A 14,391-nucleotide genomic window follows, 5' to 3' on the forward strand; every position below is an offset into this window, starting at 1 on the left:
TTTTTTGCTTAAGAAAGAAATGGGATGGCGGTGTATATGATACCTGTGCCACCATATTCTCCTGTCGCAAAGTATGAAAATGTAAAGAAACCTGTAAACGAAAAAATTACAATGAGAAAAAGTGCAAAGATAAATTTTAGCATGTAAGGTCCCCTCATCCAAAAGTAAATTCATATATCATTATAGTATGCAAAAAAATAATTTCCAATTGTTTACTGGTTAAAAATGAGAAGTCAGACATGTTTTGTATGTTGTCATGGCATGATTATTTGTAATGGATTTTGTGTTTTTTGTAAAAGTCATATTGTGATGAACGTGTGCATATTCCCAGTCTTGTTCATTAAAATGGACATTACGCGGAGGGAGAAGAGGAACGACATCAAATAAATTAACGAAGCGAAAGCTACTAGCTACTTGCAGTTTATAATAATTACGAAATGCAATATCCCCCACTTTCGGAGAGGCAAATGTATAAAGACCGTACTGTGCGAAGGCGGTGTTGATACGCGCATCTAGTATATGTAGTGTAGCGAGCGCGCCGCCTAAGCTATGACCTGTTGCAAGAAGTTTTTTATGGGCTGGTAATGATACGAGCATATCCATAATAGAATCTCGGCAAGATTCATAAATAGAAAGAAAGCCGTTATGGACATTTCCGCTATTTAAAGCATATGGATATGGTTTTTGATTGACGAGTGAATCGATAATCCATTCGGTATCTGTTTGTGTCCCGCGAAAAGCTACGATAATAGTATCCTCAGATTCTAGTATGAATCCAAACCAATCTGTCGTTTGAATGGTTTTTCCTTGAAAGCCTTGTACATATTGAAAACCATCTGGTATTTCGAAAATCCCATTTTGTTTATATTGTTCATACGTTAACTCACAACAAGAAGCTAACAATATGGCAGTATCTTTATCAAAGGATAGAGGAGTACGCATTAAGGAAGCCCTCCTTAAGAAAAGGTATAGTTTAATATATGCAGTGAGGGACTTGATTCATTCGTTTGGATGGGGGAAATAGTTTGTATCGCTTAACTAAAGCAGTGGATGAAATGATATCGACTTATCGACGAATAATAACAAAATAAAACAGCGCCCCATAAGGGCACTGTTTACTCTTTTCCATCTAATAAACGGCCAAGGCCACCTAAAACGCTGCCTTCACCAGTACCCTGAGCTGCTGGGCTTGTCAGGCGTGCTGCTAAGCGGCTAAGTGTTAAGGATTGGATCCAAACTGTTCCAGGTCCTTCTAACGTTGCGAAGAATAAACCTTCTCCGCCAAATAGAGCTGTTTTTACTTTTCCAACGAACTCGACATCGTAGTTAACGTCTTTTGTCATTGCAACGAGACAACCTGTATCGATGCGAAGCTTTTCGCCAGGTTTTAATTCACGCTTATATACAGTTCCGCCTGCATGCATGAAAGCAAGTCCATCACCTTCGAGTTTCTGCATGATGAAACCTTCACCACCAAAGAAACCAGTTCCGATTTTTTTTGTAAACTCGATTCCGATAGAAACACCTTTTGCTGCACAAAGAAACGCATCTTTTTGGCAAACTACTTTCCCTTGATATTCTGTTAAATCTACAGGAACAATTTTACCAGGATAAGGAGCAGCAAATGATACGTGGCGCTTGCCGTGACCTGTATTCGTAAATACAGTCATAAACATGCTTTCACCTGTAACGAGACGTTTACCAGCGCCCATTAATTTTCCGAATAAACCTCCAGATGGGCCAGAACCATCACCGAAGATTGTTTCCATTTCGATGTAATCTTCCATCATCATCATTGCGCCCGCTTCTGCAATCACGCTTTCTTCTGGATCTAATTCAATTTCAACGAACTGCATATCGTCGCCGTATAACTTATATTCGATTTCATGTGCCTTCATTCTTATCACCTCGTATGTAATAGATACTTATATTGTACAGAATTTAATAGGATTAGAATACTTTAGTTTTGTTAATTTTCAAATTAAGTGGAACTTTAATCAGTGGGGGCCATCCCGCACTGATTATCTGCCCTCACCAATTGGGCTTTTACTGTCTGCAAATAGCGAGATAAAATATGAATATGGAAATTCAACATTATATTAAAATTATAAAAAAATGATGAGATGAAAGTGTTCTCATTTGACGTTTTCAATATAGCATGATATAGTGAAAGCACTATTGAGCTACATAATGTGGTACGGAAATAAAGCACGTTGTATTAAAGGCTGTAAGCTTGTTATACATTCATGTCCTTTATATCCACCTTTTCATGTGGATTCATAGTTTCATTTTTATTTAGGAGGTACATGACATGCAAACAGGTAAAGTTAAATGGTTTAACGGCGAAAAAGGTTTTGGCTTCATCGAAGTTGAAGGCGGAGAAGACGTATTCGTACATTTCTCAGCTATCCAAGGCGACGGCTTCAAAACTTTAGAAGAAGGTCAAGAAGTTTCTTTCGAAATCGTTGAAGGAAACCGCGGACCACAAGCAGCTAACGTTACAAAAAACTAATTAGCTAGCGATAAAAAGCATTCCGATTTTCGGAATGCTTTTTTTTATTCTTTGGAACTAGATTCATTTGAAGATAATTCGCCCTTAAAGGTACGCTCTTCAAAGTCATCAAGCATTTGTTCATATTCTTCATGCTCTTCCGTAGCGAAAACTTGCGGATTTTTTCCATACATATCTGTACCGATAAAGTTTTCGAAGTCCTCTACGTAGCCTACATTTTCCTCGCTATTTACGTACATGCCATTATAGTTTTTGGAATCTTGTCTTTCTAAATCAGACGGTGTTTCAGATGTTCCGTAATTTGCGACATCTTGCCAAGCATCTTCTGCATCGTACTCAACAGAATGGTCTTCATCGTGTTTGTGGAAAGAAGGAGACAACACTTCTTCTTCGACTGGGCGTGTATTCATATTTAATTTACTTGTCGTGTGCTGTATGCATGTTGTAGCAGTCGGCATTGCTTCCAATCTTTCAAATGGAATTTCTTCACCAGACACTTCGCAAATGCCGTACGTACCCGCTTCTATTTTTTGTAGGGCGTGTTTCGTATCCTCTAGCTGTTTATGCCAAAGTTCAATAAGTCCGAAGTCTTTTTCACGTTCATATAGCTCTGTTGCCATATCAGCTGGATGGTTATCGTAGCTAGATAATTCTCCAACGGAATCACGTTCAGATGCACGATCTTCATTTTCATGTGTTTGTATCGTTTGCTCTAGTTCTTGTTTTTGTTTTTCTAAAACGGATTTAAATTGATTTATTTGTTGTGGAGTTAACATAGTCGTCCACCTTCCTACAATTCAGTTTCTTTACATAGTATGAGCGTCGAGAGTAGGAATTATGAGTTGAAATTGGTATATGAAAAAAGAGCTGCATAAGCAGCTCCTTTCTATAGGAAATATCCAAGTAATAATCCGATTCCCATGAGGAGACCGAAGATTGTATTTGTTTTTGCTGTTGCAATCATCGCAGGTACCATTTCCATTGGAATACTTTTGCCGATAAAGCCTTTCGTCGCTTTAAATGCTTTCGGTGCGCTCAAAAATACGATAAGCATCCATGGTGATGCGATGTTAACGATAATTAAAGCGATTGTCCAAATGTAGGAAACGATAAACATAGAAGCAAGTACACCAACTGCTCTTTCACGTCCAACGAGAATTGCTAACGTTTTACGACCGTTTTCTTTATCGCCATCTAAGTCACGAATATTATTGGCTAGTAAAATGGCACCAATTAAAATGGAGCTTGGAATAGATAGTAAAATGACTTCTGATGTTACAGTTCCAGTTTGAATAAAGAATGAAATCCCGATAATAATGACACCCATAAATAATCCGGCTGTTAACTCTCCGAATGGTGTATATGCAATTGGAAGTGGGCCGCCTGTATAAAGGTAAGCAACGGCCATACAAACAAGACCGATTGCAGCAAGCCACCAGCTAGAATTCATACAAATATAAACACCTAATAGTATTGCGATGCCGAAAAATCCAAATGCTAAGTTAAGCACTGTTTTTGGCTGAATGCCATCGCGAACGATAGCGCCGCCGATACCAACTGAACCTTCGTGATCGAGTCCTCTTTTATAATCAAAGTATTCATTAAACATGTTTGTTGCTGCTTGAATGAGAAGACAAGCAAGAAGCATTATAAGGAAAAGAGGGAGATGTATTTGATTTATACCTCCGACCTGCATCGCATAGGCTGTTCCGATGAAAACAGGAACGAAAGCTGCTGTTAATGTATGGGGACGTAGTAAACTCCACCAAATGCGCCAGCCTGTTTGTTTACTTGGCTTTGGCGCCGTAGGAGAGGAATTCGTTTCGACGTTCATTTCCATGTTGATTCCTCCTTTGGTCACATATTGTACACAACTAAGTGTAGAAAAAGCATCATTTAGTGTCAACGTTTATTTTCTAGGAAGAGAAGGTGAATTTCTCAGAAATGCTAAACGTTGACAGGCCTTTCGTTTGAGGTGTATCTTAAAATCAAGCGTAATTATGACTATTTTTCGCCCATAGGGGGGAGACAATTGTGATTCAAACGAAACAAATAGGCTTGCAAGAAGTTTTGAGTGCGGCCATTAAGCGTGCAACTGATGAAAAAATATTAGTGAGCTTTGTTAAACAAATAGACTGGATGGATCCGCTTCTGTTTTATGCAGCAGGAAAAAGGATTGCATTCGAAAATAGATGTTATTTTGCAGACCCAGCTCAGCATGTAATATTTGCTGGAATTGGCTCTGTTTTCACTATAGCAACTTCTTCTCACAAACGCTTTCAAACTGCTCGTGACGAGTGGGATAAAGTAAAAGAGAAGGCATTTGTACAAAGAGAAAGATACGAATTTGGAACAGGTCCTCTTTTATTTGGTGGCTTTTCATTTGACCAAGAAAAAGAGAAAACGGACTTATGGAAAGAATTTGATGATACGACATTTTCACTACCGGCATTTTTATTAACTGTAAAAAATGAAAAAGCATGGTTAACAATGAATACATTCGTTTCAGCAACAGATTGTGCAGAAACTCTTTATAACGAAATTGTTTCTTTAGAAGAGAAAATTTTTGAGGAGAGTAAATGTGCACTAGAAGGATCGAAATTAACAGTTACTTCTAAAGTAGAAGTGGATCCGAAAGGCTGGATGAAGGCCATTGAGAAAGTGCAAAATGAGATGAAGCAGGGGAACGTACAGAAGGTTGTATTAGCGAGGGAGCTAAAAGTAGAGATGAATCATCCTATTGATTCTGCTCTTGTTTTAGAAGCGCTTCGCATTGGACAACCGGATTGTTACGTATTTTCTTTTGATTATAAAGGAGCATGCTTCTTAGGAGCGACGCCAGAGAGATTAATTCGCAAAGAAGATGAGAAGTTTACTTCGATGTGTCTTGCTGGTTCAACTGGTCATGGTCAATCTATAGAAGAAAGTAAACAAAATAGTAATGCGCTTCTTCATGATGAAAAGAATTTAGCTGAACACGGTTATGTTGTGAACATGATCAGGTCCGTATTAAATGAGCACTGCGAATCCGTTAATATTCCGGAAAGTCCGGGCTTATTAACAACGAAAAATTTAATTCATTTATATACGCCTGTAGAGGCAAAAGGCGATGCGAGTCTTTTAACAATGGTAAAAGAATTACATCCAACACCAGCTCTTGGCGGGACACCTCGTTTGGAAGCGATGAAACTGATTCGTGATGTTGAATTGTTAGACAGAGGATTATATGGTGCACCGATTGGCTGGATAGATGATGAAGGAAATGGTGAATTCGCGGTTGCACTTCGCTGCGGGTTATTAAATGGCGAGAAAGCATCCTTATTTGCCGGTTGCGGGATTGTAATTGATTCAGTACCGCAACTTGAATATGAAGAAACAAGTTTGAAGTTTAGACCGATGCTTGGTGCTTTGGAGGAATTAATGAAATGAACAATCATATAGAAGCATTATCATATTATTTAGGCGCGTTCGTGGATGAACTGACGCGTCTAAATGTATGTGATGTTGTCATTAGTCCAGGCTCACGGTCAACGCCGATAGCTCTACTAATGGAACAACATGAAGGAATGAACACATATTTACATGTAGATGAAAGATCAGCAGGATTTTTTGCACTCGGTATCGCAAAAGCGAAAAAACGTCCTGTTGCATTATTATGTACGTCAGGAACGGCAGCAGCGAATTATTATCCAGCTGTATGTGAAGCTTTTCATTCACGAGTGCCGCTTATCGTCTTAACGGCAGATAGACCGCATGAATTAAGAGATGTCGGTGCACCACAAGCGATGAATCAATTCAATTTATACGGTACGTTTGTGAAGCAATTTACAGAGATGGCACTCCCAGAAGCGAGTGAAGCGATGTATCATTACGCTCGCATGACGACGCAGCGCATGATAGCAGGTGCTTGTTTAGCACCGCAAGGACCTGTGCATCTTAATTTTCCAGTTCGCGAACCGCTTATCCCGGACTTCTCATTAGAAAGTTTATGGGATAAAGGACGCGGGGAATATACAGGAGTAGTTCAGCAAGGGAACGTGATGATGCCGAGTGAATATGTAGATTCTCTTGTAGGGCGCCTTTCACATATGGAAAAGGGGCTTATTATTTGTGGAGATGATAGCCATTCGGAAATCGCAGCGTTTGCGGCAGAATTAGCTGAAAAAACGGGATATCCAATATTAGCGGACCCACTTTCTAATATTCGTAGTGGACACCACGATAAAACGATGGTAATCGACTGTTACGATACATTTTTACGAAATGAGCTGTTAAAGGAAACGTGGAAGCCAGAAGTTATGATTCGCTTTGGCGGTATGCCTGTTTCGAAAGCATTAACGCAGTTCATCAAAAAACAAACAAAAGCCGTTCATATCGTTGTTGATGAATCTGGGCAATGGAGAGACCCAGCTCTTGTTGCGACAGAAGTTGTCCAAGCAAGTGATATTGCATTTTGCAGTGCACTAATAGAAAAAATGCCAGTTATGAAAAAGAATGATTGGTTCGGAATGTGGAAACATATAAACGAAAAAACGAAGGAAACGCTTCGTGAGATGGAAACATATGAAACGGCATTTGAAGGGAAAGTTATTACGGATATTGTCCGCGTATTACCAGAAGGGGCAACGTTATTTGCAAGTAATAGTATGCCAATTCGTGATACAGATTCATTCTTCTTCACATCGGATAAAAATATTCAAGTGATGGCAAACCGTGGTGTAAATGGGATTGACGGAATCATTTCGACAGCTTTAGGAGCGAGCATTATTTGTGAACCGCTCGTATTAGTGATCGGTGATTTATCATTTTATCACGATTTAAACGGATTATTAGCCGCAAAATTACATGAATTAAATATAACAATTGTCGTTGTAAATAATGACGGTGGCGGTATTTTCTCATTCTTACCACAGTATGAGAAAAAGGAACATTTCGAATCGTTATTTGGAACACCGATTGGTCTTGATTATGAGCATGTTGTTAAAATGTACGGTGGTTCATTTAGCCGTGTAAATGGTTGGGAGCAATTCCGAGAAGAGGTACAAAAAGGAACAAGGGCGGAAGGTTTACATGTTGTAGAAATTTGTACGAACCGTGATGAAAACTTAACATTGCACCGTAAATTATGGGCAAAAACGCAGGACGTAATTACTATATCTTTGCAAGGTGAATCAAAATGAACGTAACGCTGCAAGGTGTATCGTATGAATATGAAGTAGTCGGAAGCGGGGAACCACTTCTACTTCTTCATGGTTTTACGGGGAGTATGGAAACGTGGCGTTCCTTCGTTCTTTCTTGGAGCGAGCAGTTTCAAGTCATTTTAGTAGACATTGTTGGGCACGGAAAAACGGAAAGTCCTGAAGATGTGACGCATTATGATATTCGAAATGTGTCATTGCAAATGAAAGAACTGCTAGATTACCTTCATATTGAAAAAGCGCACATACTCGGCTATTCAATGGGCGGTAGATTGGCGATTACGATGGCATGCCTATATCCAGAATATGTGCATTCTCTTTTATTAGAAAATTGTACAGCTGGGCTCAAAAGTGAAGATGAGCGGGAAGAACGTCGTGAAAAAGATGAGCGACTTGCTCATAAAATTGAGCGAGAAGGCATCAAAAGTTTTGTATCTATGTGGGAAAATATTCCGCTGTTTGAAACGCAAAAAAATTTAGCACCAAACCTACAAGAAGCGGTGCGAAAAGAGCGACTTGCTAACAATCCAAAAGGGCTTGCAAATAGCTTGCGCGGCATGGGAACAGGGGCTCAGCCTTCATGGTGGAACGAGCTGCAAAACTTAAAAATGCCTGTTCTTCTAATGAATGGAGAGCATGATGAAAAGTTCTTTCGTATATTAAAAAACATTGAAAAATGCGTCTCTGACGCGAAATTTGTCAAAATTGATGGTGCTGGCCATGCAATTCATGTGGAACAACCGGAAAAGTTTGATACAATAGTAAAGGGATTTCTAAAAACTATGCAGTGATGCTTTTTTCATCTAAGAAGGAAGTTACACTTATAGAGGAGATCAGAAATATATAAGGAGGTAATAGTAATGGCTATTGAATGGGTAACAGAAGGCAATTACGAAGATATTATTTATTCAACATACAATGGTATCGCAAAGATTTCGATTAACCGCCCTGAAGTACATAACGCATTCCGTCCAAAAACGGTAATGGAGTTAATCAATGCATTTGCACACGCTCGTGATGATGCAAATGTTGGCGTTATCATTTTAACAGGTGAAGGTGGACGTGCATTCTGTTCTGGCGGCGACCAAAAAGTTCGCGGTCATGGTGGATATGTAGGTGAGGACCAAATCCCACGTCTAAACGTGTTAGACTTACAACGTCTAATTCGCGCAATTCCTAAACCAGTTATCGCAATGGTAGCAGGTTATGCAATTGGTGGAGGACACGTACTTCATATCGTATGTGACTTAACAATCGCTGCAGACAACGCTGTATTCGGACAAACAGGTCCTAAAGTAGGAAGCTTTGACGGTGGATACGGAGCTGGTTACCTAGCTCGTATGGTAGGTCATAAGAAAGCTCGCGAAATTTGGTACCTATGCCGTCAATATAATGCACAAGAAGCGCTTGATATGGGCTTAGTAAACACAGTAGTACCATTAGAAGAGCTTGAAGCAGAAACAGTACAATGGGCACAAGAAATCTTAGCAAACAGCCCAATGGCACTTCGTTTCCTAAAAGCTGCATTCAACGCAGACACAGACGGTCTAGCTGGTATTCAACAACTAGCTGGAGATGCAACGTTATTGTACTACACAACTGACGAAGCAAAAGAAGGTCGCGACGCGTTCAAAGAAAAACGCAGTCCGGACTTCGGTCAATTCCCTCGTTTCCCGTGATCAAACCAAAAGCGGAAGCGGATCGCTTAGAACAAGAGGGCGTTGGAACTCCTGACGTAGAGGCGCTTTTTGCCTCGTAGGAAGGCGTGAAACGACCGACTGTTCTAGCCGCTGTAGCTGGATGAAACCAAAAGCGGAAGCGGCTCGTTTAGAATGTGAGGGGGATGGAGCTTCTGACAAAGAGGCGTTTTTTGCCTCGTAGGAAGAAGTGAAGCCACCGAACATTCTAGCTGCTGTAGCTAGATGTTTTAAAAGCGAAGCCGACTGCTTAGCCCCGTTGGCTAAGGGTCTTTCGCACAGAAAGTGTTTTTTACTTTCTCGTGCGGAAGGTTCTTAGACGGAAGGGGCTAGGAGGCGTAGCTAGATGAGATCAACCGGAAACAAAACAACTAAGAGACTTGATGTCATATCAAGTCTCTTTCTTTCATGAAAGGAGAATGGATGATGGAGACGATGCCAAATTGGTTAATGCAACGTGCATTTTTAACACCAGATCGCACTGCAATTGAAATAGAGGAAGAGAAAGTTACTTTTATGGAGCTGCATGGAAAAGTAGTATCTGTTTGTGAGCACCTTTCACATGTTGGAGTGAAGCGTGGGCAAAAGGTGGCTGTTCTGATGAAAAATGGTATGGAGATGATTACAGTTATTCATGCCCTATCTTACGTAGGGGCAGTAGCTGTACTTTTAAATACGCGTCTTTCAAGAGAAGAGCTACTTTGGCAAATGGATGATGCTGAAGTTATTTGTTTAGTGACGGATCGAGATTTTGATGCTAATGCTGTTCCTGTCTATTCATTTGCTGAAGTGATGAATGGACCGAAGGCGGAAGCATCTATACAAGAAGAATTCTCTTTAGAAGAAGCGATGACAATTATTTATACGTCAGGTACGACAGGGAAACCGAAAGGCGTTATTTTAACGTACGGCAATCACTGGGCAAGCGCGGTTGGTTCTTCGCTTAATTTAGGACTTCGTGATGATGATTGCTGGTTAGCTTGTATGCCGATGTTCCACGTTGGCGGTCTTTCTCTTTTAATGAAAAACATTATGTACGGAATGAGCATTTTACTCGTTCCAAAATATGATGCGGACTTTATTCATAAAGCACTTCAAACGAGAGGCGTTACGATTATTTCTGTCGTATCAAAAATGTTAACTGATTTATTAGAGAGACTTGGAGAAGGAACATATCCCTCTTCTTTACGATGCATGTTACTTGGCGGAGGACCAGCGCCGAAACCGTTATTAGAAACGTGTGTAGATAAAGGAATTCCTGTGTATCAAACGTACGGTATGACAGAAACATCATCCCAAATTTGTACGTTATCTGCAGATTACATGTTAACGAAAGTAGGATCAGCTGGAAAACCATTATTTCAGTGCCAACTTCGTATTGAAAAAGATGGCGTCGTAGTTACGCCGCATACGGAAGGCGAAATCGTAGTAAAAGGACCAAACGTAACAGGCGGTTACTTTAACCGTGAAGATGCAACGCGGGAGACGATTCAAAACGGATGGCTTCATACTGGCGACCTCGGTTATTTAGACGAAGAAGGATTTTTATACGTATTAGATCGCCGCAGTGATTTAATTATTTCTGGCGGAGAGAATATATATCCGGCTCAAATTGAAGAAGTGTTGCTTTCTCATCCGATGGTAGCAGAAGCCGGTGTTGTCGGTATGGCTGATGATAAATGGGGACAAGTGCCAGCTGCTTTTGTTGTGAAAAATGGAGAGGTAACAGAAGAAGAAATTCTTCACTTTTGTGAGGAGAAATTAGCGAAATATAAAGTGCCGAAAAAAGCGTGTTTCTTAGAGGAATTACCACGAAATGCTTCGAAAAAATTGTTAAGACGAGAGTTAAGACAATTAGTGGAGGAGATGTAGGTGAAGATAAAAAAAGCGACACTTCATATAACGGAAATGCCACTTGTAATCCCGTTTGCTGCAAGCTACGGAACTTATGAAAAGCGTGAGAGTATCGTCATTGAATTAGAAGATACAGACGGATACATTGGATTTGGCGAAGTCGTTGCATTTTCTGAACCGTGGTATACGGAAGAAACAGTGAAGACAGCACTGCATGTACTTCAGGATTTTTTATTACCTGATTTATTAAAGGCTGAAATTTCTCATCCGAATGAAATGCCGAGTTTGTTTCAGCATATAAAAAGAAACCGAATGGCAAAGGCCGGAATTGAAGGGGCTGTTTGGGATTTATATGCGAAGCGTGAAAAGAGCTCACTTGCGACATTGCTCGGCGGAACTAGGCCTGAAATTGAAGTCGGCGTTGTGATAGGGATTAATACAATTCCGGTTATGCTAAAACAAATCGAGAAGTACGCGGAAGAAGGATACGAGCGTTTTAAAGTGAAAATAAAGCCAGAGCATGATTACGAATTATTGAAAGAAATTCGTAAAGAGTTTCCAAGCATCCCGTTAATGGCTGATGCAAATTCAGCGTATACATTAGCTGATGTAGAGAAGTTGAAACGATTAGATGAATTTCAATTAATGATGATCGAGCAACCGTTAGCGGATTACGATTTTCTTGATCATGCAGAGTTGCAAAAGAAAATGGAAACGCCAATTTGCTTAGACGAAAGCATCCATAGTTTAGAAGATGCACGCGTTGCGATTACACTTGGCAGTTGCCAAATCGTCAATATTAAGCCGGGGCGAGTGGGCGGATTAACAGAATCTATTCAAATTCATAATTACTGCATGGAACATAATATCCCTGTTTGGTGCGGGGGTATGGTGGAGATGGGGATTTCACGAGCACAAAATGTTGCGCTTGCTTCATTGCCGAATTTTACGATACCTGGCGATATATCTGCTTCTAGTCGACATTGGGAGAAGGATATTATTTCACCGGAAGTGACGCTTGAGGGCGGGAAAGTGATTGTACCGCAAAGTGTTGATGCTGAGTATGAGGTAGATCGCGGGAGACTAGCAGAAATTACGAAGCAGCGTATTGTTTTTGCGCGATAAATGGAAGTTTCATTAGGCTGCCCGCAAATAACTTGAGGATTTTTTCGGTAAGTCGATATATTTGGAAAATAGCTGATATAATTCTATTTACTAAGGTTGCTCTAACGAGTAGCCTTTTTGTATTGTACAAATTGGCAAGACTAGTTTACAATCGAGCGTATAAAAATGGAATGAAAAAAAGGGGGAGTAAAATGAAGCGCATTTCAATTTTAATAGCGGATGATGAGGCAGAAATTGCTGATTTAATTGAGATACATTTAGAAAAAGAAGGTTACCACGTTGTGAAAGCAGCTGATGGAGAAGAGGCAATTCATATTATTGAAACGCAGCCAATCGACTTAGTTGTTTTAGATATTATGATGCCAAAAATGGATGGCTATGAAGTGACGCGTCAAATTCGTGCGAAGCACCATATGCCAATCATTTTCTTAAGTGCGAAAACGTCTGATTTTGATAAGGTGACAGGTTTAGTATTGGGTGCAGATGATTATATGACGAAACCTTTTACACCGATTGAATTAGTTGCACGTGTAAATGCACAATTACGTAGGTTTCTTACGTTAAATCAACCGAAAGTAGCGGAGAGCAAATCTGCTTTAGCCATAGGCGGAGTTGTGATTGATCCTGAGCGCCGAACGGTAGATGTGTACGATGAGAAAATTGAATTAACGCCAAAAGAGTTTGATATTTTATATTTATTAGCGAGCCATCCGAAGAAAGTGTACAATGTGGAAAATATTTTTCAGCAAGTGTGGGCGGATGATTATTTTGAAGGCGGAAATACAGTTATGGTACATATTCGTACGTTGCGGAAAAAGCTTGGGGAAGATAAAAGGAAGGATAAGTTAATAAAAACAGTGTGGGGAGTAGGGTATACTTTCAATGGCTAAAAAGATGAGAAGTTTTCGCTCGAAGATGGTTATGCTATTTGCGTTAAGTATGATATTAGCTGCTGGCATAACGTATTTCATTTATGAAGGATTACGGATTTATTATAAATTAGTCGTTCGTTATGAGGATCCGTTAGCTCAATTTCGTTCCATGGTAAGACAAATTGGGGATGTTAATTTCTTTTTAATTATTTTCATCCCTCTGTCCATTATGTTTTTCTTCTTCCTTACTAGGCCGTATTTAAAATATTTTGATGAGATTTCAAACGGAATTCATCATTTGGCGAACGGAGATTTTACAAATCAAGTGCGCGTTTCATCAAATGATGAGTTTGGATATATCGCAAGCGAAATGAATGTAGCAAGTGAGAAATTAAAGGAAGCAGTGGAACGAGGAGACTTTGCGGAAAGTAGTAAGGACCAGCTTATTGTTAACTTAGCTCACGATTTAAGAACGCCGTTAACATCTGTTTTAGGTTATTTAGACCTAATTCTTAAAGATGAGAATTTGACGAAGGAACAAATTAAACACTTTTCCACGATTGCTTTTACGAAATCGCAAAGGCTTGAAAGCTTAATTGATGAATTATTTGAAATTACACGTATGAACTATGGCATGTTACAACTAAATAAAAAGCCAATTGATATAAGTGAGCTGCTCATACAGTTAGATGAGGAATTATATCCGTTATTAGAGAAACATCATTTAGAAGCAAGGTTGAATGTTGATCCGCATTTACCGATTAACGGTGATGGAAAATTGTTAGCCAGAGTATTTGAAAACTTGTTAACAAATGCCGTTCGATACGGATATGATGGGCAATTTGTTGATATGAATGGGTATATCGATAATGAAGAAGTTGTCGTACAAGTTATTAATTACGGAGATAGCATTCCAGAAGAAGATTTACCGTATCTATTTGATATGTTTTATACAGGTGATAAGGCAAGATCAGAGCAGCAAGGTGGTACAGGTCTTGGGCTATTTATTGCGAAAAATATTGTTGAACAGCATGATGGGAAGATTTCGGCTGAAAGTAATGTAGTTAGAACAATATTTGAAGTGCGATTGCCAAAAGACGAGAATGTAACAATTTAATAAAAATTTAAACTTT

The 14,391-nt window shown here is 39.6% G+C and carries 14 protein-coding genes; 9 read left to right on the forward strand and 5 right to left on the reverse strand.

Features of this window, described 5'->3' with window-relative positions; genetic code table 11:
• Window positions 1-8: 8 nt before the first annotated feature.
• The 3 genes from QCI44_RS03045 to QCI44_RS03055 all read right to left on the reverse strand — a co-directional run bounded on the left by QCI44_RS03045 (window position 9) and on the right by QCI44_RS03055 (window position 1,898).
• Window positions 9-143: a hypothetical protein gene (locus tag QCI44_RS03045; protein ID WP_080117823.1), complete on the reverse strand. Its 135-nt coding sequence runs from the start codon at window positions 141-143 to the stop codon at window positions 9-11.
• Window positions 144-219: 76 nt separating this feature from the next.
• Window positions 220-942 (reverse strand): lipase family protein, encoded by a 723-nt coding sequence (locus QCI44_RS03050; protein ID WP_016085769.1) that lies wholly within the window; start codon window positions 940-942, stop codon window positions 220-222.
• A gap of 173 nt (window positions 943-1,115) precedes the next feature.
• The gene (locus tag QCI44_RS03055) at window positions 1,116-1,898 is read right to left on the reverse strand and encodes a TIGR00266 family protein (RefSeq protein ID WP_016085770.1); all 783 of its coding nucleotides are present in this window, start codon (window positions 1,896-1,898) and stop codon (window positions 1,116-1,118) included.
• A gap of 413 nt (window positions 1,899-2,311) precedes the next feature.
• Here QCI44_RS03055 and cspD point away from each other — a divergent pair, with 413 nt between their 5' ends.
• The gene (gene cspD, locus QCI44_RS03060; protein ID WP_001193052.1) at window positions 2,312-2,512 is read left to right on the forward strand and encodes a cold-shock protein CspD; all 201 of its coding nucleotides are present in this window, start codon (window positions 2,312-2,314) and stop codon (window positions 2,510-2,512) included.
• 44 nt (window positions 2,513-2,556) lie between these two features.
• On the opposite strand, the gene QCI44_RS03065 is transcribed toward cspD, so the two are convergent.
• Together QCI44_RS03065 and QCI44_RS03070 are read right to left on the reverse strand one after the other, a co-directional pair.
• Window positions 2,557-3,288 (reverse strand): yteA family sporulation protein, encoded by a 732-nt coding sequence (locus QCI44_RS03065; protein ID WP_000957370.1) that lies wholly within the window; start codon window positions 3,286-3,288, stop codon window positions 2,557-2,559.
• A gap of 110 nt (window positions 3,289-3,398) precedes the next feature.
• Window positions 3,399-4,352: a 1,4-dihydroxy-2-naphthoate polyprenyltransferase gene (locus QCI44_RS03070; protein WP_016085772.1), complete on the reverse strand. Its 954-nt coding sequence runs from the start codon at window positions 4,350-4,352 to the stop codon at window positions 3,399-3,401.
• A 194-nt stretch (window positions 4,353-4,546) separates the two neighbouring features.
• Between QCI44_RS03070 and QCI44_RS03075 the strand changes: the two genes are divergently transcribed.
• From QCI44_RS03075 to QCI44_RS03110, 8 genes are all read left to right on the forward strand, one after another.
• Complete coding sequence (locus QCI44_RS03075) at window positions 4,547-5,941, forward strand: isochorismate synthase (RefSeq protein WP_353810996.1); 1,395 nt, start codon at window positions 4,547-4,549, stop codon at window positions 5,939-5,941.
• Window positions 5,938-7,692 carry a 2-succinyl-5-enolpyruvyl-6-hydroxy-3-cyclohexene-1-carboxylic-acid synthase gene (menD, locus tag QCI44_RS03080; RefSeq protein WP_088084467.1) on the forward strand — a complete coding sequence of 585 codons (1,755 nt, stop codon included), beginning with the start codon at window positions 5,938-5,940 and terminating at the stop codon, window positions 7,690-7,692. The genes QCI44_RS03075 and menD overlap by 4 nt, the downstream gene beginning before the upstream one ends.
• On the forward strand, window positions 7,689-8,501 hold the full coding sequence (menH, locus tag QCI44_RS03085; RefSeq protein ID WP_016085775.1) for a 2-succinyl-6-hydroxy-2,4-cyclohexadiene-1-carboxylate synthase: 813 nt from the start codon (window positions 7,689-7,691) through the stop codon (window positions 8,499-8,501). The genes menD and menH overlap by 4 nt, the downstream gene beginning before the upstream one ends.
• Before the next feature lie 69 nt (window positions 8,502-8,570).
• Window positions 8,571-9,389: a 1,4-dihydroxy-2-naphthoyl-CoA synthase gene (menB, locus tag QCI44_RS03090; protein WP_016085776.1), complete on the forward strand. Its 819-nt coding sequence runs from the start codon at window positions 8,571-8,573 to the stop codon at window positions 9,387-9,389.
• 444 nt (window positions 9,390-9,833) lie between these two features.
• Window positions 9,834-11,279, forward strand: coding sequence for an o-succinylbenzoate--CoA ligase (locus QCI44_RS03095; RefSeq protein ID WP_016135554.1), 1,446 nt, complete (start codon window positions 9,834-9,836; stop codon window positions 11,277-11,279).
• Window positions 11,280-12,386 (forward strand): o-succinylbenzoate synthase, encoded by a 1,107-nt coding sequence (menC, locus tag QCI44_RS03100; protein ID WP_088084465.1) that lies wholly within the window; start codon window positions 11,280-11,282, stop codon window positions 12,384-12,386.
• Window positions 12,387-12,577: 191 nt separating this feature from the next.
• On the forward strand, window positions 12,578-13,276 hold the full coding sequence (locus tag QCI44_RS03105; RefSeq protein ID WP_016085779.1) for a response regulator transcription factor: 699 nt from the start codon (window positions 12,578-12,580) through the stop codon (window positions 13,274-13,276).
• The gene (locus tag QCI44_RS03110) at window positions 13,269-14,375 is read left to right on the forward strand and encodes a sensor histidine kinase (protein ID WP_098561221.1); all 1,107 of its coding nucleotides are present in this window, start codon (window positions 13,269-13,271) and stop codon (window positions 14,373-14,375) included. Before QCI44_RS03105 ends, QCI44_RS03110 begins: the two co-directional genes overlap by 8 nt.
• Window positions 14,376-14,391 lie beyond the last annotated feature (16 nt).

The organism is Bacillus cereus group sp. RP37, from assembly GCF_040459695.1.
GTDB lineage: Bacteria > Bacillota > Bacilli > Bacillales > Bacillaceae_G > Bacillus_A.